The organism is Streptomyces sp. NBC_00690 (genome assembly GCF_036226685.1).
Classification (GTDB): Bacteria; Actinomycetota; Actinomycetes; order Streptomycetales; family Streptomycetaceae; genus Streptomyces.
Map to the genome: position 1 here is coordinate 3,135,465 of NZ_CP109009.1, position 26,139 is coordinate 3,161,603.

18 protein-coding genes are annotated in these 26,139 nt (G+C 69.5%); 14 read left to right on the forward strand and 4 right to left on the reverse strand.

Translation table 11 applies throughout. From position 1 onward, the window contains the following. Position 1: 1 nt before the first annotated feature. Both malQ and OID54_RS13820 read right to left on the reverse strand, forming a co-directional pair. Complete coding sequence (gene malQ / locus OID54_RS13815) at positions 2-2,110, reverse strand: 4-alpha-glucanotransferase (protein WP_329018990.1); 2,109 nt, start codon at positions 2,108-2,110, stop codon at positions 2-4. A gap of 10 nt (positions 2,111-2,120) precedes the next feature. Continuing rightward, complete coding sequence (locus OID54_RS13820; protein ID WP_329018993.1) at positions 2,121-2,504, reverse strand: hypothetical protein; 384 nt, start codon at positions 2,502-2,504, stop codon at positions 2,121-2,123. Positions 2,505-3,049: 545 nt separating this feature from the next. On the opposite strand from OID54_RS13820, the gene OID54_RS13825 reads away from it, so the two are divergent. After that, a complete protein-coding gene (locus tag OID54_RS13825) occupies positions 3,050-5,983 on the forward strand; it encodes a beta-N-acetylglucosaminidase domain-containing protein (RefSeq protein ID WP_329018998.1) in 2,934 nt (977 codons plus the stop codon). 312 nt (positions 5,984-6,295) lie between these two features. On the opposite strand, the gene OID54_RS13830 is transcribed toward OID54_RS13825, so the two are convergent. Next, on the reverse strand, positions 6,296-6,832 hold the full coding sequence (locus tag OID54_RS13830) for an HNH endonuclease (protein WP_329019001.1): 537 nt from the start codon (positions 6,830-6,832) through the stop codon (positions 6,296-6,298). Positions 6,833-7,105: 273 nt separating this feature from the next. Between OID54_RS13830 and OID54_RS13835 the strand changes: the two genes are divergently transcribed. The 10 genes from OID54_RS13835 (at position 7,106) to OID54_RS13880 (ending at position 20,252) form a co-directional block, all read left to right on the forward strand. Next, on the forward strand, positions 7,106-8,188 hold the full coding sequence (locus OID54_RS13835) for a mechanosensitive ion channel family protein (protein ID WP_329019003.1): 1,083 nt from the start codon (positions 7,106-7,108) through the stop codon (positions 8,186-8,188). A 581-nt stretch (positions 8,189-8,769) separates the two neighbouring features. Then, on the forward strand, positions 8,770-9,930 hold the full coding sequence (locus OID54_RS13840) for an ROK family transcriptional regulator (protein ID WP_329019004.1): 1,161 nt from the start codon (positions 8,770-8,772) through the stop codon (positions 9,928-9,930). Between the two features lie 178 nt (positions 9,931-10,108). After that, on the forward strand, positions 10,109-11,446 hold the full coding sequence (locus OID54_RS13845) for an ABC transporter substrate-binding protein (protein WP_329019007.1): 1,338 nt from the start codon (positions 10,109-10,111) through the stop codon (positions 11,444-11,446). A 16-nt stretch (positions 11,447-11,462) separates the two neighbouring features. After that, positions 11,463-12,404 carry a carbohydrate ABC transporter permease gene (locus OID54_RS13850; RefSeq protein ID WP_329019009.1) on the forward strand — a complete coding sequence of 314 codons (942 nt, stop codon included), beginning with the start codon at positions 11,463-11,465 and terminating at the stop codon, positions 12,402-12,404. Between the two features lie 2 nt (positions 12,405-12,406). After that, positions 12,407-13,306 (forward strand): carbohydrate ABC transporter permease, encoded by a 900-nt coding sequence (locus tag OID54_RS13855; protein ID WP_329019012.1) that lies wholly within the window; start codon positions 12,407-12,409, stop codon positions 13,304-13,306. A gap of 7 nt (positions 13,307-13,313) precedes the next feature. Then, entirely contained in the window at positions 13,314-14,579 is a 1,266-nt protein-coding gene (locus OID54_RS13860) for a 6-phospho-beta-glucosidase (protein ID WP_329019013.1), read from the forward strand. Next, complete coding sequence (locus OID54_RS13865) at positions 14,570-15,577, forward strand: N-acetylglucosamine kinase (RefSeq protein ID WP_329019016.1); 1,008 nt, start codon at positions 14,570-14,572, stop codon at positions 15,575-15,577. Before OID54_RS13860 ends, OID54_RS13865 begins: the two co-directional genes overlap by 10 nt. 558 nt (positions 15,578-16,135) lie before the next feature. Further along, positions 16,136-17,533: a hypothetical protein gene (locus tag OID54_RS13870; protein WP_329027487.1), complete on the forward strand. Its 1,398-nt coding sequence runs from the start codon at positions 16,136-16,138 to the stop codon at positions 17,531-17,533. A gap of 194 nt (positions 17,534-17,727) precedes the next feature. Further along, positions 17,728-18,684 carry a glutamate ABC transporter substrate-binding protein gene (locus tag OID54_RS13875; RefSeq protein ID WP_329027489.1) on the forward strand — a complete coding sequence of 319 codons (957 nt, stop codon included), beginning with the start codon at positions 17,728-17,730 and terminating at the stop codon, positions 18,682-18,684. 230 nt (positions 18,685-18,914) lie between these two features. Continuing rightward, positions 18,915-20,252: a hypothetical protein gene (locus OID54_RS13880; protein WP_443055577.1), complete on the forward strand. Its 1,338-nt coding sequence runs from the start codon at positions 18,915-18,917 to the stop codon at positions 20,250-20,252. A gap of 63 nt (positions 20,253-20,315) precedes the next feature. Here OID54_RS13880 and OID54_RS39190 read toward each other — a convergent pair whose 3' ends face one another. Beyond that, a complete protein-coding gene (locus OID54_RS39190; RefSeq protein ID WP_443055578.1) occupies positions 20,316-20,585 on the reverse strand; it encodes a hypothetical protein in 270 nt (89 codons plus the stop codon). Between OID54_RS39190 and OID54_RS13885 the strand changes: the two genes are divergently transcribed. The 3 genes from OID54_RS13885 to OID54_RS13895 all read left to right on the forward strand — a co-directional run bounded on the left by OID54_RS13885 (position 20,569) and on the right by OID54_RS13895 (position 26,137). Continuing rightward, entirely contained in the window at positions 20,569-22,974 is a 2,406-nt protein-coding gene (locus OID54_RS13885; protein ID WP_443055579.1) for a tetratricopeptide repeat protein, read from the forward strand. The genes OID54_RS39190 and OID54_RS13885 overlap by 17 nt on opposite strands. Before the next feature lie 3 nt (positions 22,975-22,977). Next, positions 22,978-24,555 (forward strand): PP2C family protein-serine/threonine phosphatase, encoded by a 1,578-nt coding sequence (locus tag OID54_RS13890; protein WP_329019022.1) that lies wholly within the window; start codon positions 22,978-22,980, stop codon positions 24,553-24,555. A 223-nt stretch (positions 24,556-24,778) separates the two neighbouring features. Beyond that, a complete protein-coding gene (locus OID54_RS13895) occupies positions 24,779-26,137 on the forward strand; it encodes a vWA domain-containing protein (protein ID WP_329019025.1) in 1,359 nt (452 codons plus the stop codon). Positions 26,138-26,139 lie beyond the last annotated feature (2 nt).

Here is a 26,139-nt window from a genome sequence, read left to right on the forward strand (position 1 = left end):
CTCACCCTGTTCGACGGTTGGTGAAGACCTCCATCAGGGCATGCATCCGCGGTGAGGTCGCCAACGCCTCCAGGGTGATGGGGCGGCCCTCGGCATCGGCCACGGGGAGCCGCCAGTTCGGATACTCCTCGCAGGTGCCGGGCAGATTCTGCGGGCGACGGTCCCCCACCGTGTCGGGCAGCCAGATCCCGACGAGCCGGGCTGGGGTCCGCAGCAGGAAGCGGTGGACCGCCCGGATCTGCCCCTCCTCGTCCCGTGCGCCCTCGGGGAGCAGCCCCAGCCCCTGGAACAGGCGCAGCCACCCATGGACATCGGCCTGCTCACGCGAGCGTTCCCGCTCCACGGGCTCGGTGAGCAGCCCGAGTCGATCCCGCAGATCCACTTGGCTTCCGGTGAGGCGGGCCGCGGTGGACGGCAGGTCGTGTGTCGTGGCGGTGGCCAGACACCCTTCGCGCCACTCCTGGGGTGGCAGTGGATGCCCACCGGCCTCCCAGTCACGCTCGAACCAGAGCACAGAGGTGCCCAACACCCCTCGGCGCTCCAGTGCCTCCCTTACGCCCTGTCCGACCGTACCGAGGTCCTCGCCCAGGACCACCGCTCCCGCCCGGTCCGCCTCCAGGACGAGGACGGCGAGCATCGCCTCGGCGTCGTACCGCACATAGGTGCCGTCCGTGGGTGGGCTGCCTTCGGGGATCCACCAGAGCCGAAAGAGCCCCATCACATGGTCGATCCGCACTCCTCCCGCGTACCGGAGCAGCCCGCGCAGCAGTTCGCGGAAGGGTGCGTAACCGGATGCGGCCAGCGCGTCCGGTCGCCAGGGCGGCAGCCCCCAGCCCTGGCCCCGCGCGTTGAAGGCGTCGGGCGGCGCACCGACCGACATGCCCGCGGCGAAGACCTCGCCCTGTGCCCAGGCATCGGCACCGCACGGATGCACACCGACCGCGAGGTCATGGATCACCCCGACGGCCATGTCCGCCTCGCGGGCCGCCCGGGCGGTGGCGATCAACTGTCGGTCGGTGACCCAGGCCGCCCGGGAGTGGAACTCGACCCGGTCCCTCAACTCGTGCCGCGCGCTGCGGGTGGCGGGTGAGCGCGGGTCGCGCAGCCCCTCGGGCCAGGAGCGCCAGTCGGGGCCGTGCACCTCGGCGAGGGCGCACCAAGTGGCGTGGTCGTCCAGCGCCTGGCCGCGCTCGGCGAGGAAGGCGCAGTAGTCAGCGTGACGCCCGGGGCCCAGCGGAACCCGGAACACCGACTCCAGTGCGGACCGCTTGAGCGCCCACACGGCGTCGCGATCGATCAGGGCGCCCTTGTCCAGGACCGCTTCCCTCAGTCGGGCGGCCTTCTCGCCCAGCAGATCGAGCCGGGCCCGGTCGGCGCCGACGACGTACGCGTACTCGGGGATGTTCTCGATCCGCAGATGGACGGGGTCGGGGAAGAGCCGCGAGGACGGGCGGTACGGAGAGGGGTCGGCCGAGGCCCCGGGCTCGGCGGGGACGCCCGAGTGGAGGGGGTTGACCTGGAGGAAGTCCGCGCCCAGTGAATGGGCCGACCAACTCGCCAGTTCGGCCAGGTCACCGAGGTCGCCCATGCCCCAGGAACGCTCGGAGAGCAGGGAGTACTGCTGGACGAGGAAGCCGTGGGAACGCCGCGGGACGGCGGGAGCTCGGGAGGGAGCAACGATCAGCCAGGCGTGCGCGCTGCGCCCGTCGGGGGTGCTGGCGCCGAGGCGGTGGACACCGCAGGGCAGGGCGCCCCACTCAGGGGCCGGGCCTCGGAACGTGGGGCTCGATTCGCCCTCCGGGGTGACCCAGAGGGAGGTGCCTTCCGGCAGCTGGGCCAGGGCGGGTGGCGGTTCGACGGCGAGGGGGGCCGTCTCACCAGCGGCGGCGGCTGCCCGCCAGAGGACCACGGTGGGGGGCAGGAATCGATCGGCCGCGGCGGACTCGGCGCGATCCAGTGCGCGATGGATCGCGGCGCGATCCGATGCATCGACGCCCAGGGCGGCCAGTACCGCGACGATCGTGCTCTCGGGAACGGGCACCGGCACGCCCGAACTCGGCGAATGGGCGGTCGCGACGCCGTGCAGCGCCGCGAGCCTGGCTAGGCCCATGGGGACTCCTTCAGACTCCTGGGGACTGGGCTCCTCCCGTGATCGCCGCGGCGGTCGGCTCGCTGGTGAGCGGAGTCAGGGAGGCGAGGGGCGGTTCGCTGGTGAGCGGCGCCGCGTCGGGCAGCGGAGGTTCGCTGGTCAGCGGGCCCGGACCGGGCAGCTCACTGAGATACGGGCCGGGGGCGGGGCCGGAGGATATGCCGAGGAGGGGGCGCAGCCCCGAGGGTTTGCCGTCCTGGCCATCGGGCGCCGAGGGTTTCCCGGGGTGACCGAGCGCGGTGCGGGGCGGGCTCGATCGGGGTCCTTCCGAGGCGCGCTCCGCGGCCTGGAGCTGCTCGGGCAGGGTGGGCACGGGGGCGAGCGCGGAGAGCAGAAGGTGGGCGGATGCAGCCATGACGAACACTCCCATCAGTCGATAACTGGCGGTAACGAGTCCTTGGGGCCCCTACCCCGCGAAGGTCGCTTGAGACGCTTACGATCGATCAACGTGTCCTTCGTCACACATGGTTCCCGATCTCGCCGCACTTCTCGGGGTCGGCTCTCCGTACCTTCACCCGGGGCGGTGGCAGCGTTCAGCGGTGGTACTGGCAGCCGTGGGGCCGGGAGGGGGCGGCCGGGAAGTCATCGCGACGGGCGAGGCTGCTCGGCTCGTGCACGACCGTCCCGTTCCCTCTCCGCGCCGGCCATGGGCGCACCCTGCCGATACCCCTACCGCCCGCCCCTCTCGGCGCCCCTCCCGACGCCCTTCGTCCGAGGCGCTCACAGCCTCACCTCCACCCCGGAAGGCCCTGCTTCGGGCCCCAGAACCACCCACCTCGGCAGGCAAAAGGCACACAACGACCACACGCATTGACACCCTCCCCGCACGGGTGGTGGGCTTCGAGACCAAACGGTGACATCGGGGGATCGATGGCGCCTCAGAACGAGGGGGGACCAGCGTTGCGACTCACGCGCAGCAGGCGTACGGCCACCGCCGTCGCGGTCGCGGTGATCGGCGGCCTCCTCGGTGGTGCGCAGGGGGCTGTCGCCGCCCCCACCGACCCCGGCGCCCCCGCTCGCAACACCGAGGAACCGCAGGGCGATGCGAACCTGCCCTCCGTCTGGCCGCGCCCCCAGTCGATCCGGGCGGCGAGTCCACCCGTCGCGCTGGGCGTCGAGGCCACGGTCATAGCCGCCCTGGGCACCGACCCGTACGCCGTCGCCTCGGTGCACACCCTGCTGCGCGAATCAGGCGTCCAGACGCTCTACACCGCCCTGCCGGGCCGTGGGCCCGTCATCCACATCGGCGGTCCCGGTGCCCAGGACGCGTTGGGTGCCCTGCGCGCTCCGCAGCGGGCGGATCTGCCCTCCGGCGGCTATCGGATCGGCGTCGGACAGGTCCAGGGCCGGGGAACGATCGCGATCGACGGCGTCGGTCAGAGCGGTCTCTTCCATGGTGTGCAGACGCTGCGTCAACTCAGGGCGAAAACCCCCGGGGGCGGGACGACCATCGCCGGGGCGTTCGTGCGGGACTGGCCGGGCACGGCCGTGCGCGGTATGACGGAGGGGTTCTACGGTCAGCCCTGGAGCCATCAGGAACGTCTGGCCCAGATCGACTTCATGGGTCGCACCAAGCAGAACCGGTACCTCTACGCCCCCGGCGACGATCCCTTCCGGCAGGCCCGCTGGCGCGACCCCTACCCCGCCGCCCAGCGTGTGGAGTTCCGGCAACTGGCCGAGAGCGCTCGACGCAACCATGTGACGCTGGCCTGGGCGGTCGCCCCCGCCCAGGCGATGTGCCTGGCCGACGACCGTGATGTGAAGGCCCTGATCCGCAAGGTCGACGCCATGTGGGCGCTCGGCGTGCGCGCCTTCCAACTCCAGTTCCAGGACGTCAGCTACAGCGAGTGGCACTGCGACAAGGACGTCGAGGTGTTCGGCTCCGGGCCGAAGGCGGCGGCGACAGCACACGCCCGGGTGGCCGACGCCGTCGCCCGGCACCTCTCCGAGCGCTATCCGGAGGCCGAGCCGCTGTCTCTGATGCCGACCGAGTTCTACCAGGACGGTGTCACCAGCTACCGGAGCACGCTCGCCGACCAGTTGGACGGCCGGGTGCAGGTCGCCTGGACGGGTGTGGGCGTGGTGCCGCGGACGATCACCGGGCGGGAGTTGGCGGGAGCGCGCGAGGCGTTTCAGCACCCCCTGGTGACGATGGACAACTATCCGGTCAACGACTACGCGCAGGACCGCATCTTCCTCGGCCCCTACACCGGTCGCGAACCCGCAGTCGCCACCGGCTCCAGCGCACTGCTCGCCAATGCGATGGAGCAGGCCGCGGCCTCACGCATCCCGCTGTTCACTGCGGCGGACTTCGCCTGGAATCCCCGTGGATACCGTCCCGACGAGTCCTGGCAGGCCGCGATATCGGATCTGGCCGGCGGCGATCCACGGACCAGAGAAGCCCTCGCCGCCCTGGCGGGCAACCACGCCTCGTCGATTTTGAACCCATCCGAATCGGGCTATCTCGAACCCCTCTTCGATGCCTTCTGGCGCGCTCGGACGGGGACGGACGCGGCAGCTCGCAACCGGGCCGCGACCGATCTGCGGGCCAAGTTCACCGTGATGCGCCAGGTTCAGGAATCCCTCAAGGGCCCTGCCGACGGACGCCTCGACGACGAGGTGCGGCCCTGGTTGGAGCAGCTCGCTCGGTACGGCAGGGCGGGTGAGCTCTCCGTGGACATGTTGCAGGCGCAGCAGCTCGGCGACGGGCCGCGCGCCTGGCGGGCCTCGCTCGCCCTGGAGTCCCTCCGCAAGGAACTGGCGTCGAGCAAGGCCACGGTGGGCAAGGGCGTGCTGAACCCCTTCTTGGACCGGGCCGCTAAGGAGGGGGCTGCCTGGACCGGTACCAACCGTTTCAAGCAGGCCACCGGGCAGGACGGGGTGCAGTTCGGGCGGGCCCGCCCGCTCACCGCCGTCGTGGCCATGGCCGACCTCGATACGGGCCCCGGTTGGCTTGAGGCCCATGTGCCCGGTTCGGGATGGCAGCCCATCGGTGCCCTCTCATCCGACGGCTGGACCCAGGTGGACACACGCGGGATGGTGGCCGACGCGGTACGGGTCATTCCGCAGGGCAGTGCCCCGGTGGCCGTGCGCGGGCTGGTGCCCTGGTTCTCCGATGAGGCAGCCGCCGGGCTCGAACTCGTACAGGACCGGTTGGACGTGGAGATCGGGGGCGCGCCCCAGCAGTCCCTCGTGCAGCTGACCCCGCACCGCCCCGGTGAGGTGCGGGGTGCGCTGACCGCCCGGGCGCCCGAGGGAATCAAGGTGACGGTCCCCCGGCAGACATCCGTGCCCCGGGGAGTGCGTACCCAGGTGGCCGTGACCGTCTCGGTGCCCAAGGACACTCCGGCCGGCGAGTACCGGGTGCCGCTCTCCTTCGCGGGCCAGGTGCAGATGCTGACCGTACGGGCGTTCCCCGCGACCGGCGGGCCGGATCTCGCGCGGACGCCGGGGGCAGCGGCGCTCTCGTCGGCGGACGAGACTGCGGACTTCCCCGCGCCGGCCGCGATCGACGGTGATCCGAAGACGCGCTGGTCGTCCCCGGCCGAGGACGGCGCCTGGTGGCAGGTCCAGCTGGCAGCGCCCACCCGGGTGGGCCAGGTGGTGCTCCACTGGCAGGACGCCTTCGCCGCCAAGTACCGCATCCAGGTCTCAACGGACGGCCGCACCTGGCGTACGGCCGCGACGGTCGCCGATGGACGGGGTGGCCGGGAGGCGGTACGGATGGACAGCCGGGAAGAGGTGCGTTTCATCCGGGTCCAGGGTGATCAGCGGGGCACGCGGTTCGGATACTCGCTGTGGTCGGTGGAGGCGTACGCCATCGCCCAGCCGTGAGGCCGTCAGCCGTGAGGCCGTGCACACAGCCTCGCGGGCTCACCGTGGCTCATGGGGTCGGCGGTGGCCGTGAGGGTCAGCCCTGAGCACTGCTGGACGGTCTGGGAACCGCCGCTCGGGCGCAACACAGCGGGTCGAGCGGGGGCGCGGCAGGCCGGGCTTCGGCACGGCGGTCGGGGTCAGTCGGGAGCAGCGCGGGTCCAGCAGGGCAGCGGGGCTCGACCACCACAAGGACCCGGTCGGCGAAGAACGACCGACCGGGCGGGGCGCCGATCTCCCGAAGGAACCGGACCATGAAAAATGGCTCCGATGTCAGGCAGAAATGCCGTCTATCCGAGCCATCGCATCCTCGGCGCCATACGGTTGCAGATAGGGCAGCCAGCGCGGGTCCCGATGGCCCGTGCCGATGATTCGCCAGGCGAGGCCGCTCGGCGGCTCGGGCTGGTGGCGCAGCCGCCACCCCAGCTCGCGCAGATGCCGATCGGCCTTGACGTGATTGCAGCGGCGGCAGGCCGCCACCACGTTGTCCCAGACGTGTAGTCCACCGCGGCTGCGCGGAATGACGTGGTCGACGCTGGTTGCGACGCCACCGCAGTACATGCAGCGCCCGCCGTCACGGGCGAAGAGCGCTTTACGGGTGAGGGGAACGGGCCCCCGGTAGGGCACTCGGACGAACCGCTTCAGCCGAACGACGCTGGGTGCGGCGATGACACGGGTCGCGCTGTGCATAAAGGCGCCGGACTCCTCTAGGCAGAGGGCCTTGTTCTCCAGGACGAGGACGAGCGCGCGGCGGAGCGGTACGACGCCGAGCGGCTCGTACGACGCATTGAGGACCAGGACATGCGGCACTGTGGCTGCCTCCTTGTACGCCGGCGGCGCGTGGCTCGCGCCGGGACGATCTGCTCTCAGTCTCTCCTCAGGCCAGGTCCGAGCGCCACCACGTAGCCGTAACGGGCTCGGAGTGTTTTGAACCACACCCGAAGAGGACTACCTGCGCAACGACTGGCCTTCACGATTCATCCCCAGGTGAGTCCGGTCTCTCCCTCGAACATCACAGCGGGACGTGCGGGATGCCCCGTTAGGGTGGTTGGGCCCCACTCCCTGCCTTGGAGGTCCCCCCACGTGACCCCGCTCACGCTGTCCGCCCTGTTGGCCTCCGACCCCTCGGCTCCGCCGTCGGCACCGGTTTCCTTCGATGAGGCGGCCAAGCAGGCGGAGGACGCCGCGGGCTGGGTGGAGCAGAACTGGTCCACCTGGCTGAACACCAGCCTCCGTATCGTCCTGATCATCGTCGTCGCCCTGGTGCTGCGGATGTTCGTGCGGCGTGCACTGACCCGCTTGATAGCGCGGATGAACCGTTCCGCCGATGCCGTCGAGGGCACCACGATCGGCGGGCTGCTGGTCAATGCCGAACGGCGGCGGCAGCGCTCGGAGGCCATCGGTTCGGTCCTGAGGTCCGTGGCGTCCTTCCTGATCCTCGGCACCGCGGGTCTGATGATCCTCGGCGCCTTCAAGATCGACCTCGCCCCCTTGCTGGCGTCGGCCGGTGTGGCGGGCGTGGCGATCGGATTCGGTGCGCGCAACCTGGTGACGGACTTCCTCTCCGGAGTCTTCATGATCATGGAGGACCAGTACGGAGTGGGTGACTCCGTGGATGCCGGGGTGGCGTCCGGCGAGGTGATCGAGGTGGGACTGCGGGTCACCAAGCTGCGCGGCGACGACGGCGAGATCTGGTACGTGCGCAATGGGGAGATCAAGCGGATCGGCAACCTCAGCCAGGGTTGGGCGACCTCGACGGTCGATGTCACGGTCCGCCCATCGGAGGATCTGGAACGGGTCCGCTCGGTCATCGGCGAGGTGGCCGACGGGCTCGCGAAGGCGGAGCCCTGGAACGAGCAGCTGTGGGGGCCGGTCGAGACCCTGGGGCTGACCGAAGTGCTACTGGACTCCATGACGGTCCGTGTGGCCGCCAAGACCATGCCGGGCAAGGCCCTCGGGGTGGAGCGGGAACTGCGCTGGCGGATCAAGCAGGCGTTCGATGCTGCGGGCATCCGGATCGTCGGCGGGCTGCCCCTGGCCGTGGAGGAAGGCGCCGGGTCCGATCCGGCGGCCTCGATGGCTGCGCCCTCCGCCTTGGCGAACCCCCTGTCACCGCAGTCCATGGCCGCGGCGCCGATCCAGCCGCCGACCAATCTGACGAAGTAGGCCCCGCACACCGACAGCCGCCCGTCATTGAGGACGACGTACCGACCGCACTCAAGACGGTGACGGTCCGGGGACAGTTCTCGGCCGACTTCGGCCGTTCTTCGGGCGGGCTGGCCGGGAACGTATGGACCGGTGCCGGGTCGAGTTCCGGTCGAACTGACGCGGGAGGCGACGACCACCGCGTGATGGGCCGCCATCCGATCCGGCATCTCCTGATCAAGAAGCCGGGCTGCTCACAACGGTGAAACGGCTTCCGTGGCCTGGGCGCACGCCCCTGGGCATCGGCCGATCGGATCCGGTCAAGGCGCCTCGCCCGAGCGCCACGCCCCCGCGTTCCGAGGCCCAGCCGCCCCAATCGGTCAGGTACCTGTCAGAATTGCAGACCCCCGAGCATGCGAGATAACGGATTGGTTGCCCCACGTGCGGGGCATTGACGCGCCCCCGGCGAGCACCTAGTTTCCTCACCGGATAGGAAACTTTACTAACAATCCCTGGGCACATCGCCAGTCGAAGGGAAAGGTGCATCCGCCGTGGCCGGTCCTCCTGGAACCATCCCCGGAACCCCGCGGGTACTCCGCGCCATGAACGACCGCACCGCGCTCGACCTCCTGCTCGAACACGGACCCCTGTCCCGCGCCAAGATCGGCAAGCTGACGGGGCTCTCCAAACCCACCGCGTCCCAACTGCTGGCCCGACTGGAGGCCGCCGGCCTCGTCATCACGACCGGCACCACCGTCGGCAACCCCGGCCCGAGCGCACAGCTGTACGCGATCAACGGAAGGGCCGCGTACGCCGCAGCCCTCGATGTCACCCCGTTGCGCATCCGGGCGGCCGTCGCCGACCTCACCGGCACCGTGGTGAGCGAGTACGAACTGCCCACCCCGGGCCGCCGCACCGTGAGCGTCGTGCGCCAGGTCGCCGAGGCGCTCGACGGAGCGGTGAAGGACGCGGGATTGACCCGCAGCGACATCTATCGGGCCGTCATCGGCACCCCGGGTGCCTTCGACCCGTCCACCGGTCGACTGCGGTACGCCTCCCACCTCCCCGGTTGGCACTCCCCCGCGCTCCTGGACGAGTTGGCCGCCGAACTCCCGATGCCCGTCGAGTACGAGAACGACGTCAACCTCGTCGCCGTGGCCGAACAGCGGCTCGGAGCCGGCCGGGGCCATGGGGACTTCCTGCTCCTGTGGAACGAGGAGGGGTTGGGGGGAGCTGTCGTCATCAACGGGCGACTCCACCGCGGCTTCACCGGCGGGGCGGGCGAAGTGGGCTTCCTCCCGGTGCCCGGGACGCCGTTGATGCGTCGGGTCGCCAAGACCAACGGCGGCGGCTTCCAAGAGCTCGCCGGAGCCCAGGCGTTGCCCAAACTGGCCCGGGAGGCCGGCGTCAAGCGCATCGGGCAGGGCCGCTACACGGAGGTCGCCAGTGCCCTGGTGGCGCGGGCCGCCGAGGCCCGCTCGGGCCCCTACCGGAGCTTTCTCGACGCCTACGCCACGGCGCTCGCCACCGGACTCGCCTCCATGGTCGCCCTCTTCGACCCCGAACTCATCGTGCTCTCCGGCGAGGCCATCGCCGCCGGTGGAGAACCACTGCGCGCCCGGGTGCACGCGGAACTGACCGAACTCGCCGCATCCAGGCCCCGGCTGGTACTGGGAGCGGTCAGGGAACGCCCGGTGTTGCGAGGGGCGTTGGAAAGCGCCCTCGCCACCACTCGGGACGAGGTCTTCGACACCTCCCGCTGAGGACCGCACGGCACCACTCGAAACTCCCCCCACACACCGACGCAGCACCACACCGATGGGCTCCCGCCCATCGAGTGCGCCGTCAACACAGCCACACCAGCACCAAGAGCCCCACAGGTAAGACCGTTAGCACCGACAGGCACCACTCGTCCCTCACCCCACACAGGGAGACAACGCCATGTCCATACGCACGCGCAAAGCAGCAACGGCACTCGCCGCCACCGCGGCGATCGCCCTCATGGCCTCGGCCTGCACCGGATCATCCGAGAACGAGGCCCAGGACGACCCCAAGGCCAAGACCACGCTCACCTTCTGGCACGGCTGGTCGGCCGCCAGCGAAGTCAAGGCGGTCCAGGAGAACGTCAAGCGCTTCGAAGCGACCCACAAGAACATCAAGGTGAAGATCGTCGGCAATATGACCGACGACAAGATCAACCAAGCGCTGCGCGCGGGCGGCTCCAGCGCCCCGGACGTCGTCTCCTCCTTCTCCACCACCACGGTCGGACAATTCTGCTCGTCAGGTGCGTTCGTCGATCTCAACGAATACCTCAAGAAGTCGAACATCGACCCGGCGAAGGTGTTCTACAAGCCGCTTCTCGACTACACGCAGTTCGAGGGCAATCAGTGCTCGCTCCCCCTCCTGAGCGACGCCTACGGGCTCTACTACAACAAGGACGCCTTCAAGGCGGCCGGCATCACCGCGCCCCCCAAGACCTGGAGCGAGTTCGAGAAGGTCGCACAGAAGCTGACCAAGCCCAAGGGCGCCGGCTATCAGCAACTCGGCTTCATGCCGAACTACCACGGCTACGAGACAACCAACTCGCACTACCTCTCGCAGTGGTCACCGACCTACTTCGACGCGAACGGCAAGTCGAACGTCGCCAAGGATCCCGCATTCGCTCGGATGATGACCTATCAGAAGGGTCTCGTCGACAAGCTGGGCGGCTACGCGAAGCTGGAGAAGTACCGCAATACCTTCGGCGACGAATGGGGCGCCAAGCACCCGTTCCACACCGGTCAGGTCGCCATGCAACTCGACGGCGAATGGCGTTTGGGCATGGCCAAGGACGCCGGGGTGAAGTTCGACATCGGCACCGCCCCGCTCCCCGTGGCCGATGACCAGGTGGCCGACTACGGCAAGGGCTATCTGGCAGGCACGATCATCGGCATCGCGTCCACGAGCAAGAAGAAGAACGCCGCGTGGGAACTGGTGAAGTACATGACCACGGACACCGCCGCCGTGGTGGCCTTCTCCAACGGAATCCGCAATGTGCCGTCGACCATCGATGCGCTGAAGTCCCCCGATCTGAAGTTCGACCCCGCGTTCAAGACGTTCATCGACATCGCCCAGCACCCCAAGTCCAACACGAGTCCGGCCAACATTGACGGCGGCGCCTACCACACGACGCTCCAGGACCTGGCCTACCAGTACGAGGCGGGCAAGGTGAAGGACCTCCAGGCCGGTCTGGAAAAGGCGGCCCGGCAGATCGACACCGACATCGCGAAGCTGAAGTGAGCGGGACGACACCGCGATGACCACGTACACCCTGCGTTCGAAGCGCCGCAGAGCGGCGCTTCGGACCGCGGCCTTCCTCTCGCCCTGGTTGATCGGCTTCAGCGTCTTCTTCGCCTATCCGCTGATCTCGACCGTGTACTTCTCGTTCATGAGGTACGACGGCATCCGTCCACCCGTCTTTGACGGCCTGGACAACTGGACCTATGTCTTCAACGACTATCCGTTGTTCTGGCCGGCCGTACAGAACACGCTCTGGCTCGTCCTGGTGGCAGTCACCTGTCGCGTCGCCTTCGGGCTCGGCATCGGACTGCTGATCACCAAGATAAAGACGGGCGCCGGAGTCTTCCGCACCCTCTTCTACCTGCCCTATCTCGCTCCGCCTGTCGCGGCCACACTGGCGTTCGTGTTCCTGCTCAACCCCGGTACCGGACCGGTGAACTCCATCCTGGAGTCCTTCGGGATTTCGGCCCCAGGCTGGTTCACCGACCCCACCTGGTCGAAGCCCGCCCTCACCATCCTCGCCGTCTGGGGAATCGGCGATCTCATGGTGATCTTCATGGCATCGCTGCTCGACGTGCCCAAGGAGCAGTACGAAGCGTCGAAATTGGACGGAGCCTCGCCCTGGCAGCAGTTCCGGTTCATCACCCTGCCGAACATCTCCCCCATCATTCTGTTCGCAGTCGTCACCGGTGTGATCCAGGCAATGCAGTACTACACCCAACCGCTCGTGGCCGGAAAGGTGGCTTCCGGCGTGATCGGGGGCAGTGGACAGCAATTCGAACCCGGCTATCCGGACAAGTCCACGCTGACCCTGCCGCAGATCATCTACAACGCCGGATTCCAGCGCTTCGACTACGGAGCGGCTGCCGTGATCGCACTCGTACTGTTTGGACTGTCGATGCTCTTCACCGCGTTCTTGATGCGCAGTCGAGGCGGACTGATTCGGGTGGGTGACTGACCATGGCCGTCCCGCTCAAGGAACGCTCCCCCGCACCTCCGAAGGCACCGCCGACACCAGCGCACCGCACGGCCCGCCGCAAAGCGCTCCTGCACTGGATCGCGGTGCATTCGCTGGGGGTGGCCGCCGCCCTGTTCTTCGTACTCCCCTTCGTCTTCGTCGTCCTCACCTCGCTGATGGGCAGTCAACAGACGCTGACCCGCGATCTCATCCCTACGACCTGGGAATGGGGGAACTACACCAAGGTGCTGGATACACCGGGCTTCTTGACCTGGTGGCGGAACACCCTGGTCTACGCGGGGCTGGGCACCGTCTTGACGGTCGTCTCGTCCCTCCCGGTGGCGTATGCACTCGCCAAGTTCCGATTCCGTGGACAGCGGCTCGCCATGATGCTCGTCATCTCGATGATGATGCTGCCGCCCCAGGTGATCATCGTCCCGATGTACCTGTTCTGGGCGAAGGAATTGGACCTGGCGGGAAGTCTGTGGCCACTGATCATCCCCATGGCCTTCGGGGATGCGTTCGCCATCTTCCTGCTACGCCAGTTCCTGCTGACCATTCCCAACGAGTATCTGGATGCGGCGCGCGTGGACGGCTGCGGTGAACTGCGCATCCTGCTCAAGGTGATCCTGCCGATGGCCAAACCCGGAATCGCCGCAGTGGCCCTGTTCCAGTTCTTCTTCGCCTGGAACGACTACTTCGGCCCCCAGATCTACGCGTCCGAGAACCCGGCCGCCTGGACTCTCAGTTACGGTCTGGAATCGTTCAAGGGAGCGCACCACACCGACTGGAATCTCACGATGGCCGCGACCGTCTTGGTCATGGCCCCCGTGATCCTCGTGTTCTTCTTCGCCCAGAAAGCGTTCGTCGAGGGTGTCACATTGACCGGAGTGAAAGGCTAGGAATTTGATGAAGCTCGCAGTCGTTGGTGGCGGGTCCACCTATACCCCCGAGTTGATTGACGGCTTCGCCAGGCTGAGGGACACCCTGCCCGTCAGCGAGCTCGTACTGATCGACCCCGATGCCGAGCGGCTCGAACTCGTCGGCGGTCTCGCCCGGCGCATCTTCGCGCGTCAGGGCCATGACGGCAGGATCGTCACGACCACCGACACGGACGCGGGCGTCGCCGACGCCGATGCGGTGCTGCTCCAGCTCCGGGTCGGCGGACAGGCCGCCCGCCAACAGGACGAGACCTGGCCGCTGGAATGCGGGTGCATCGGCCAGGAGACCACCGGGGCCGGCGGTCTGGCCAAGGCCCTGCGAACCGTTCCCGTGGTCCTGGACATCGCCGAGCGCGTGCGGCGCACCAACCCCAACGCATGGATCATCGACTTCACCAATCCGGTCGGCATCGTCACCCGCGCGCTCCTCCAAGCCGGTCACAAGGCGGTGGGGCTGTGCAACGTCGCGATCGGCTTCCAGCGCAAGTTCGCGGCGATGTTGGACACCACCCCGTCCAACGTCCATCTGGACCACGTCGGCCTCAACCATCTGACCTGGGAGACCGGGGTGCGCATCGGCGGCCCCGGGGGCGAGGACGTCCTGCCCAAACTGCTGGCCGAGCACGGCGAGGCCATCGCGGGGAACATCCAGTTGCCGCGGCCCCTGCTCGACCGCCTCGGTGTCGTGCCGTCGTACTACCTGCGCTACTTCTACGCCCATGACGAGGTCGTCAGGGAACTCGCGACCAAGCCCTCCAGGGCCGCGGAAGTCGCCGCCATGGAGAGCGAGCTCCTCCGGATGTACGCGGACCCGGCACTGGACACCAAGCCGGAACTGCTCGCCAAGCGCGGCGGGGCCTTCTACTCGGAGGCCGCCGTCGATCTCGCCGCGGCCCTCCTCGGCGGCGGGGGCAGCCCGCACCAGGTGGTGAACACCCTCAACAACGGCACCCTGCCCTTCCTGCCCGACGACGCGGTGATCGAGGTACAGGCTGCCGTCGACTCCCAGGGCGCCACCCCGCTGCCCGTACCACCGCTCGACCCCCTGTACTCGGGACTGATCGCGCAGGTCACGGCCTATGAACAACTGGCTCTGGACGCCGCGCTGCACGGCGGGCGCGACCGCGTGTTCCGGACTCTGTTGTCGCACCCCCTGATCGGGCAGTACGAGTACGCCGAAGCACTCACCGACAAGCTCATCGCGCACAACCGTGAGCACCTGACGTGGGCGTGATCACTGCGCAGTCGACGAGCGCGGCCGGGCCGGTCCTCGCGATCGACGCGGGCAACAGCAAGACGGACGTCGCCCTGGTCGCGGCGGACGGTTCCGTCCTCGCGACCGCGCGGGGGGGCGGGTTCCAGCCGCCCGTGGTGGGTGTCGAAGCGGCGCTCGACGTGCTGGGCTCCGCGGTCGACGAAGCCTTGGCCACCGCCCGCGCACAGGGGGCGGGCCTCGGCCCCATCGAGCACGTCTCCGCGTGTCTGGCCAACGCCGATCTGCCGGTGGAGGAGGAGGAGTTGGCCGCGGCGATCCTCCTGCGCGGCTGGGCCCCCACTGCCGAGGTGCGCAACGACACCTTCGCGGTACTGCGGGCGGGGGTGGACGAGCCGCGCGGTGTGGCCGTCGTGTGCGGCGCGGGCATCAACTGCGCTGGCATGTTGCCCGACGGCCGGACCGTCCGCTTCCCCGCGATCGGGAAGATCTCCGGTGACTGGGGCGGCGGTGGGGGACTGTCGGACGAGGCGATGTGGCACGCGGCCCGGGCCGAGGACGGACGCGGTGAGCCGACCGCCCTGGCCCGGACCCTTCCGGCGCACTTCGGGCTGGACTCCATGTACGCACTGATCGAGGCGCTGCACCGGAAGAACATCCCCAAGGCACGCCGGCACGAGGTCGTACCCGTGCTCTTCGCGACCAGCGCTGACGGCGATCCCGTGGCGCGCTCGCTGGTGCGCAGACAGGCGGAGGAGATCGTCGTCATGTCGACAGTGGCCCTGGCCAAGTTGGGGCTGTTGGAGGAGGAGGTGCCGGTGCTGCTGGGTGGATCCGTGGTCGCGGCCCGCCATCCGGAGTTGGACGGTCAGATCGCCGCTCTGATGGCGGAGAAGGCGCCGAAGGCAGTGATCCGCGTGGTGACCGCACCCCCGGTACTGGGAGCGGCTCTCTTCGGTCTGGACCGGCTGGGCGCACCAGCGGCTGCACGGACGAAACTGCGTGCCTACTACGTGTAGGTACACAGCCATCCACTTGGCGTTGGCGTCGAGTCAGGTCGGGTTCCCGGTCCGATGGTGGACGGGGAACCCGACCGACTTCATGTCGACGCCCACAGGCATGCAGGGCAACGAGTCGGCAGGGCTTCCCTTTCGCGGCTGGGAGCCGATCCGACGGCGGCGGTAGTCCGTATCGCGGTAGGCCAGTGAGCCAGGTGTACCGCCAGCGACTCCCTAACCGCTGGGGTTGTTGAGGCAGTCGGGGCGAAGCTCGCACGGGAGTGGGAACGGGCGACGACGTGCGGGCCGTCGCTCAGTGGGGTGACCGAGCGGCATGTGTCCCCGATGCAGGCGGCGGACAGGGAACCGATCACTGCCCAGGAGCGTATTCAGGGTGAGGCCCCCAGCCGGTACGGCACGATCCATTGCCACATACACAAGATCCAGTCAATCTAGCTGTGATTGTCCGTCATCGCGGCCATACTGCTGGCCGGGGGCACTCTCCGACCCGCTGGGGAGCGGGCCGATGTCAGCGACCGAGGGGGAGGTCAGGTGACACAGCCGAAGACCGGGCAGCGCATGCCCGTCCAGCCGGCTCCGGCGTCGACGCCCGCGCAGCCGCCCGGAAGCACCGCGGGGCAGGTTCCGACCGGTGGTGCACCGGCGTCCCGTGGCTCCGTGGCCATCGCGGCGGATCGGCTGCGTTCGGCGGCGACCACCGAACCGGGACGACTGAGGATCATGGGTGCCGTCCTGGCGGCGCTGGTGGTCGTCTTCGGCACCGTCACGGCCTTCGAGATCACGGACCGCGCCGAGGCTGCTGATGATGTCGTCAGCCGTAGCCAACCGTTGAGCGCGGACGCCGCATCCGTCTACCGCTCCCTGGCCGATGCGGACACGGCCGCGTCGAGCGGCTTCCTCGCCGGCTCGGGCGCCGAGCCGGCCGGAGTCCGCGAGCGGTACGAGAAGGACATCGCGGTCGCCTCCCGACTCCTCATCAAGGCCGCCACCCACACGGACGGCACCAGTGAGTCTGGCCGACAGATAGCCACGCTCAACGAACAGCTTCCGCTCTACACCGGCCGGGTGGAGACGGCACGCGCCTACAACCGGCAGGGGCTGCCCCTCGGCGGTGCGTATCTGCGCTTCGCGAACGAGCAGATGAGCAAGGTCCTGCTGCCCGCCGCGCAGAAGTTGTACGACGCCGAGAGCGCCCGCCTCGACAGGGACGACGAGGACGCCCGGTTCTGGCCGGTGCTGTCCGTCTCCCTAGGGCTGTTGGCCCTCGGTGCACTCGCCTGGACCCAACACCGTCTCTACCGCCGGACCAATCGCGTCTTCAACCAGGGACTGTTGGCGGCGACCGCCGCCGCCACCGTGGTCCTGCTGTGGCTCGCGGTGGGGCACTCGGTGGCCCGCGCCCAGTTGACCGAGGCGCGCGAGCACGGCCAGCGCTCCCTGAAGGTCCTCAACGACGCACGGATCAGCTCGCTGAAAGCCCGGGCGAACGAGAACCTCACCTTGGTCGCCCGGGGTGCGGTCCTCACCGACGACGGCAAGCGCGACAAGTACGAGTCCGAGTACGGCGCGGGAATGGTCAAACTCAACGACGGCCTGAGCCGGGCGAAGTCCCTCGCCGATGACAGTGAGGGGCGCGATCCGGTCGAGGCCGCGACGACGAGCGTCGCCCAATGGCAGGACCGGCACCGGGCGGCGAGCACCACCGACAAGTCGGGGGACTACGACGGCGCACTGGCCAAGGTCATCGGCGCGAAGGACTCCACCGGGGAGTCGTTCGACCGGGTGGACGCGGCCCTCGCGAAGGCGCTGGCGCACGAGCAGGACGAGTTCACCAGCGCCGCACGCAATGGGCGGGACGCCCTGAGCGGGCTGCCCCTCGGCGCCGCCGCACTCGGAGCACTGGGCGCTGCCGGCGCCGTCATCGGCATCAACCGCAGGCTTTCGGAGTACCGGTGAGAGGGGGCGGGATGCCGGACGACGAGACCGCGTCCAAGAGCAGATCCCGAGCCGCGGCGGAAGCCAGCGCGCAGGAGCAAGGCAGCGGCTCGGCAATGCACCTCCCGGACCCGGGGGCAGGCGTCGCCAGGCCAGGCAACGGGGCGGGCGCGCGGGGCAAGTTCAGCCTGCGCGGGTGGGGCGGTGTCGCGGCCATGGCCACCGCCTGTGTACTGACGGCCGTCGGGACACTGCTGCCGCTCTCCCAGGGCGCCGGCTCCGCCCTTCCGGTCGTGGGGCACAACATCTCCATGGCGGAGCGCGCCAAGGCAGACACCTGCACCGATCCGGAGGCATCGCTGACCCCGTCGGCCGCGGACGGGCCGAACATTCTCGCGATCAAGAAGCGCGGCAAGTTGATCGTCGGCGTCGACCAGAACAGCTACCGCTGGGGCTACCGCGACCCGGCGACGGGCGGGCTGAAAGGCTTCGACATCGATCTGGCACGGGCCATCGCCGTGGACATCCTCGGCAAGCCGGATGCCGTCATCTTCCGTGCCATACCGACCAACCAGCGCATCCCCGCCCTGAACAACGGGACGGTGGACATCGTCGTGCGAACGATGACGATCAACTGTTCCCGGATCAAGCAGGTTGCCTTCTCCACCGCCTACTTCCAGGCGGGCCAGCAGGTCCTGGCGCCCAAGTCCTCGCCCATCACCGGGTACGACGAATCGTTGAAGGGCAAGAAGGTCTGCTCCGCCGAGGGCTCGACCGCCTTCGAAGCACTGGAGAAGAACTCCTTCGGAGCGGTCTACAAGGACAAGAACGAGGGCAAGCCCACCGACGAGGACTTCCTGACGGTCTCCAACCAGTTGGACTGTCTGGTGCGCCTGCAAGAGGGGCTGGTCGACGCGATCGTCACGGACAACGCACTCGCCGCCGGCCAGGCCGCGCAGGACCCCACGGTGGAGCTGAAGGGGAAGAAGCCCTTCACCACCGAGTTCTACGGAGTGGCGACGAAGCTCGGCAAGGACGACGTGGTCCGCCGGGTGAACCAGGTCCTGGAGAACTACCGGCAGAGCGCCTGGATGAGCTCGTACCAGGAGTGGCTGGCGGATGACCTGCCCGGAATATCCGGGCCGCCCGCGCCCAAGTACCGGGGCGGCTGACGCGGCGCAGGGCCCCGGGTTCCGGGGTGCCCGCGCGGCACGATCCGCGTTGCTCGGCATCCGATGCGGACGCCGAGCAACGCGCGACCACGCCACGGAATCGACGGCGGTGGAGCACAGAAGGACGAAGGGCCCGCCCGCAGCCGCACGCCCCCTGGGGGACGCGAGGGCGGGGCGGCAGGGCTGGAACCGTGCGCACACGCACGGACGACCGACGAGAGAGGTGATCGATGGGCGCCGCGGGACCGTTCGCCGGCTCCGGGAATGCTTCCGGGCCGCCGATGGACCGGGACGAGGTGGACCGTGCACTGGCACGCCTCGGATCCGAGCACGAGGCCATCGAGACCTCGCTGCTCGCCCTCCAGGACCACGCGGGGCGCCGACTCCTCGAAGGCGCCGAGCTGACCGGGGTCACCAAGGACCGTTGGGCTGGCACCGAGCAGTCCATCGCCCTGCTGTGGAACTACTTCGACGCGTACAGCTCCGCCCTGACCGAAGCCCGGGAGCTACGGGCCCGGCGTCGCTGGTCGAGCCGTGAGGACCTGGTCGAGCTCACCGACCGGTTGCGGGGCGCCAGTGTCACCGTCGCGAATGCGACCCCGCAGCTCTCCTCGTCGATCACCGGCCCCGCCAAGCTCTCGGAGCGCTTCAGCCTCGAAGAACTCGTGGCCCGGATGAACGACCTCTACGCCCGCTCCCTGGACATGGTGGTCACTGCGGACGCGGTCTGGTCGGCGCTCCCCGCCCGGATCGACCTGCTCTCGGCGGAGCTCCAGCGCACCCGTTCGCTCGCCCATTCCGTCGGCGTACGACCGGGTGAGCACCCGTCGGGGGATGAACTGGAGTCCATCACCCATGAGCTGACCGCACTGCGCGCCCAGGTCATCTCCGACCCGCTGGCGTTCTGGCGGTCCGCCCCCGGATCGTCGGCGCCGGGCGGCGGACGACCCGACACCCAGCGCTACGACCGTGCGGCGCGGGCGTTGGAGGACATCCGGCGGGAGATCGAAGCGGTGCTGCGGGTCCGCCAGGACTCCGAGGAGCGGCTGATCCGACTGCGGGACCTGCTCTCCCGGGCCGACCGCACCCTGACCGAGGCCCGTTCGGCGCGCGGTGAGGTGCTCGCGAAGATAGCCGCGTCCGAGGTGCCCGCGGTGAGCGGACCGCCCTTCACCCTTCAGGAGCGGCTCGCCACGGCCGCCGAGTACCGACGGCACTCGCAGTGGCATCGGCTCTCCCCTCTGTTGGAGTCCCTGGAGCGGGAGGCGGAGGACGAATTGCTGCGGGCACGAGAGTCATTGACCGCCGTGACCGCACCGCTCGCCGTCCGCGCGGAACTGCGCGGCCGGCTGGACGCCTACAAGGCGAAGGTCGCCCGCACCGGCTTCGCCGAGGACCCGCTGCTCATCGAGCGGTACGACGCGGCGCGCAGGATGCTCTGGAGCGCGCCGTGCGATCTTCGGGTGGCCGAGCACGCGGTCCTGCGCTACCAGCAGGCCGCGGCGGAGGCACTCACCCACCGGGAGTCCGATCCAGCGGGCCCCGCTGACCGCGGAGGCATGAGATGAGCGTGCGCAGGGGGGAGTCATGAACGAGGCGACGAGTTGCCAGCGGACCGACTGCGAGGGCAACTACGAGGACATGGGCGGCGGCGAGCTGTACTGCGACACCTGCGGCCTCGCGCCGGTGGCCGCATCGACCGGCTCCGCCACCAGGCGCCGAGCCGGCAGCGGTACGGAGGGCGGCGGGCGCGACAGTGCGTCCGTCCGAAGCAGTTCCCGCTCGTCCCGGGCCTCTTCCCGTTCGTCGACCTCGCGCCGCTCGGTCTCGGGACGGCTGTCTCGGTCGTTGACCGGGGCCAATGCATCCTCAGGGTCGGTCTCGGTGCGCAGTTCGGGCACCTCAAGCGGCTCCTCTGCCCGCAATCGACTGGGCGCCGGCCTGGTGGTCGTACCGGAAGTGCCGCGACCGGATCCCCGTGCGGCCGTGATGAGCGATCCCGAGGTGCCCGAACGCAAGCGGTTCTGCTCGCGCTCCGAGTGCGGTGCTCCCGTGGGGCGTTCGCGCGGCGACCGGCCGGGGCGTACGGAAGGCTTCTGCACCGCCTGTGGGCATCTGTACTCCTTCGTACCCAAACTGGCGCCCGGTGACATCGTGCGCGGGCAGTACGAGGTGGTCGGTTGTCTGGCCCACGGGGGTCTGGGCTGGGTCTATCTGGCGGTGGACCGCGCCGTCTCCGACCGCTGGGTGGTTCTGAAGGGCCTTCTCGACACCGGTGACCAGGACGCGATGGCGGCGGCGATCTCAGAACGGCGGTTCCTCGCCGAGATCGAGCACTCCAACATCGTCCGTATCTACAACTTCGTCGAGCACCTGGACCAGCGCAACGGCTCGCTCGACGGCTACATCGTCATGGAGTACGTGGGCGGGAAGTCGCTCAAGGAGTTGGCGAACGACCGTCGGGACGCCGAAGGCAAGCGGGACCCGCTGCCCGTGGAGCAGGCGTGCGCCTATGGGATCGAGGCGCTGGAGGCGCTCGGCCATCTGCACAGCAGGAACCTGCTGTACTGCGACTTCAAGGTCGACAATGCGATCCAGCAGCAGGACCAGCTCAAACTGATCGACATGGGTGCGGTCCGACGGATGGACGACGAGGAATCGGCGATCTACGGCACCGTCGGCTACCAGGCCCCCGAGGTCGCCGACGTCGGGCCTTCCGTGGCCTCCGACCTCTACACCGTCGCCCGGACGCTGGCCGTGTTGACCTTCGACTTCCAGGGCTACACGAATGTCTTCGTTGACTCCCTGCCCGACCCGGAGCACATCCAGGTCTTCCGTACCTACGAGTCGTTCTACCGGCTCCTCGTGCGGGCGACCGATCCCGACCCGGCCCGACGGTTCTCCTCCGCACAGGAGATGGCCGAACAGCTGACGGGGGTGCTGCGCGAGGTCGTCTCGATCCAGACGGGCCGCGCCCGCCCCTCGATGTCCACCCTCTTCGGTCCGGAACTGCGGGTCACGGACTCGGAGCTGTTCGCGGAGCTGACCGAGGACGTGTCACAGCTCGGCGCCCGCAACGCGCGCCGAGGAGGAAAGCCCGCCGCACCGGCATCGATCCCGCGCCAGCCGGGTCCCGGGACCGGTGGAACGACGGCTTCGACTTCCCTCGGGAAGAGCGCCGTCGGTACCGCGGCCGTCGGGCCCCCGCAGTCAGCCCCTGGTGCATCGAACGGCGCCCTGACCCTCGCCGGTGTAGGCACCGCCCTCGCCGTCGCCACGGGAGCGGCAGGGGCCCGGCTGACACCGCATCTCATCTCCCTGGACACCCGGGCCTTCTCGCTCGCCCTCCCCGTCCCCCGGGTGGACCCGAGCGACCCCCACGCGGGCTTCCTGGCCGGACTGATGACCTCGGCACCCGCCGAGTTGATCGCAGCCCTGCGCAGCACCCCGACCGCCTCCCCGGAAACCCGTCTGCGCGAGCTGCGCGCCCAGTTGGAGACGGGCGACGTCGACTCTGCCGTGACCGCCCTGCGCACCCTGGAGACCGAGCACACCGACGACTGGAGGGTGGTCTGGTACCGCGGTCTGACCTCCTTGGTGACCGGGGACCACGCAGCGGCTGCGCTCTCCTTCGACGCCGTGTACGACGCGTTCCCGGGTGAACCGGCGCCCAAGCTCGCTCTGGGCGTCTGCGCCGAGGTGCTCGGCCAGTTGGACAACGCCGCGGAGTACTACCGTCTGGTGTGGACGACCGACCCCAGCTATGTGAGCGCCGCCTTCGGTCTGGCACGCGTACAACTCGCCTCCGGCGACCGGGCCGGGGCGGTCCGTACGCTGGAATCGGTGCCGGAAGCGTCCATCCACTACACGGCGGCCAGGGTCGCGGCGGTCAGGGCTCGGTTGCGGCGGCGGGGCGCGCACGACCCCCTGATGGATGATCTGGCCGCGGCGGCGGCGCAGGTGGAAGCCTTGAAAACATTCGGTCTCGACGCCGTTCGCCGTGAACAGTTGTCCACAGAGGTACTCGGCACGGCGCTGGACTGGGTACTCTCCGGTAGTCCCGGAGCATCGCAGCCCGTACCGGACCCGTCGAGCACGTCACAGCCCGGCAGCGCGACCGCCGCGCGGCAGGCACCGACCCAACTGCTCGGCAGTGAACTGGACGAACGCGGACTGCGCTTCGGGCTGGAACGCTCGTTCCGGGTGCTCGCCCGGCTCGCCCAGCGGGGTGAGGAGCGGATGGACCTGGTGGAGCGTGCCAACCGCTTCCGCCCCCGGACGTGGGTGTGATCGATGTCGTCTCAGATGCATCAGTCGGCCGCGGGGCCGTCGTGCCCCGGCTGCTCCGAACCGCTGGAGGAGGGTGACCGCTACTGCGGGGCGTGTGGCTTCGACCTCTCCGCCTTCCCGGCACAGGTGGGACGGGATCGTCCGACGCTCGTCCTGGGCGTGCCGGACGGCCGAGCCGCCTGGCCGCGTGCCACCGGCGTCGACAGCGCGGGGACTCCCGCCCGGGTGCAGCATCCCGGAGAGCTGCCCGGCCTGGACTCCCGCGGGGTGCAACTGCCCACCTTCGCCCCGGGGCACGCTGGTGCGGACGGCCACGGCGGTGCCGGCGTCGGGCCGTCGTACGGCAGCGCGGCCAGCGAGTACGGCACCGGGGGTGCCCCGCACACCGCCGCCGGCACACCCGCGTACGGCTCGCCGGCCGGGTCCTTCCCCGCAGGTGGTGCCGCGCCATTCGGCTACGCGGCCGACGGGTCCACCGGGGAGCCCCGCGCCACCGGGAGTGGGCTCTCTCCCCATCCCGTGCGCAACGACGACCCCCGGTCGTCGTCCGGCGCGGTCCCAGACACTGACGGGGACTTCACCCTTCCCGCACCCGTGGAGGGCGCCGGCGACCCGATGGCGACACCGCACATCGCCAAGGTGTGCGTGGCCTGTCGGGCGGGCCGGGTGGACACCGACGGGTACTGCGAGAACTGCGGTCATGCGCAGCCCCGAGAACGCGACCACATGGAGCTCGAACTGGTCGGAATCGCCGCGGTCAGCGACCGCGGGCTGCGCCACCACCGCAACGAGGACGCGTTCGCCATCGCCACGACCGCGCTCCCCGACGGCTCCCCCGCCATCACGGCGATCGTCTGCGACGGTGTCTCGTCCGCGGTCCGTCCGGACGAGGCGTCGCTGGCGGCGGCCTCGGCGGCCAATGCGTTCCTGGCGGGCTGCTTGCCCCGCGGGACGCATCCCCAGCAGGCCATGCGGGACGCCATCGTCGCCGCCGCCGACGCGGTCAACGCCCTGGCCGATGGGAACCCACCGATCGACCCTCTGGAGCCGCCGCCCGCGAACCAGTTGAACGCACCCGCGTGCACGATCGTCGGGGCGATCTGTGCGGCGGGCCTCCTGGTCGTCGGCTGGGTCGGTGACAGCCGGGTGTACTGGGTGCCCGACGACCGCAGCACTCCCGCCGCCCGGCTGACGGAGGACGACTCCTGGGCGGCCCAGATGGTCGCCGCCGGATTGATGAGCGAGGAAGAGGCGTACGCAGACCGGCGTGCCCACGCCATCACCGGGTGGTTGGGTGCCGACGCCTATGAACTGGACCCGCACACGGCGGCCTTCAAGCCGGACCGCCCGGGGGTGGTGGTGGTGTGCACCGACGGTCTGTGGAACTACGCGGAGGCCGCCGAGGACATGGCCAGGGTCATTCCGCCCGATGCCTCCGCCCGTCCTCTTCACAGCGCCCAAGTGCTCGTGGGCCACGCCCTGGACGGCGGGGGTCATGACAACGTGACCGTGGCGGTGGTGCCGTTCACGGTCGAACCGCACGGCTCCGAATCCGTCTGGCCCCCGTCCGGACCGGCATGAGCGGGGCCCGAGTCCATCCGGTGACGGCGCTCTGCGACGTCCGGCGCTCCCGCCCGTCCGTCCGGGCGAGCGGCAGCGCACCCCGAGGAGCCGTTGGTAAGCGCCGCCCGGACCGATCCGAGCCGGCCGACCCGCACCACCGAGCCCGTCTTCGGTCCCCGCAGCCCACGGGGCCCTCCCGCTGACCGATCCTCCCGAGTGGAGTGTTCAAGGAGCCCATCAGATGGCCGTTTTCTCCAAGTCCCAGGTGCCGCAGTTCTCCGTCGACGTGTATCAGAACGAGTTCCTGCCCGAAGGCGGACAGGAGGTGAACGCGATCGTGACGGTCACCTCGACCGGTGGGGGCACCACCCGGGGAGTACAGTTCACGGGCGCTTCGACGACGCCCGATGCGATACCGGTGCCACCTTCGGGCGCGGCCGTCGTCATCATGGTCGACTGCTCGGGTTCGATGGACTATCCGCCGACCAAGATGCGCAATGCTCGCGATGCCACCGCCGCCGCGATCGACACCCTGCGCGACGGTGTGGAGTTCGCCGTGGTCGCGGGTACGCACCGGGCCACGGAGGTCTATCCGGGCGATGGACGACTGGCGGTCGCCGACGCCGGCAGCCGGGCGGCGGCCAAGGACTCGCTCCGCAGGCTCTCGGCGAGCGGGGGTACGGCCATCGGCACCTGGCTGCGACTGACGGCCGCTCTGCTCGCCACGGCCAACAGCGCCATCCGGCACGGAATCCTGCTGACCGACGGACGCAACGAGCACGAGACTCCGGAGGAGTTGCAGAAGGCACTGCGGGCCGCCACCGGACACTTCACCTGTGACGCGCGGGGCGTGGGGACCGACTGGGAGGTCAAGGAGGTCACCGGAATCGCGTCCGCGCTGCTGGGCACGGCTGACATCGTCGCCGACCCGACCCATCTCGCCGAAGACTTCACCGGGATGATGGAGAAGGCGATGGGCAAGGGGATCGCCGATGTTGCCCTGCGCCTGTGGACACCCGTCGGGGTGGAGATCAAGTACGTCAAGCAGGTCGCTCCCTCGGTCGAGGACCTGACCCCGCGGCGCACCCAGGCCGGCCCGCGCGCCGGCGACTACCCGACCGGCTCGTGGGGCGACGAGTCCCGCGATTATCACGTGTGCGTGGAAGTGCCCCAGGCCAGCATCGGACAGGAAATGCTGGCGGCCCGCGCTTCCTTGATCATCCCGTCCGTGGACGGGAGCGCGCCCCAGGTGCTCTCCCAGGGGCTGATACGAGCGGTCTGGACGGATGACATGGCGGCATCGACGTCCATCAACCCGCAGGTGGCGCACTACACAGGCCAGGCTGAACTAGCACAAGTCATCCAACAAGGGCTCGATGCTCGCAAGTCCGGTCATATCGATGATGCGACGGCCAAGCTGGGACGCGCGGTGCAGCTCGCCGCCGCCTCGGGGAACGAAGACACTGCGAAACTCCTTTCGAAGGTGGTGGACGTGGTCGACGTCGCGACAGGTACTGTGCGACTGAAGGCCAAGGTCGCGGACGCCGACGAGATGACTCTCGAAACACGCTCCACAAAGACGGTGCGCGTGAAGAAGTGATC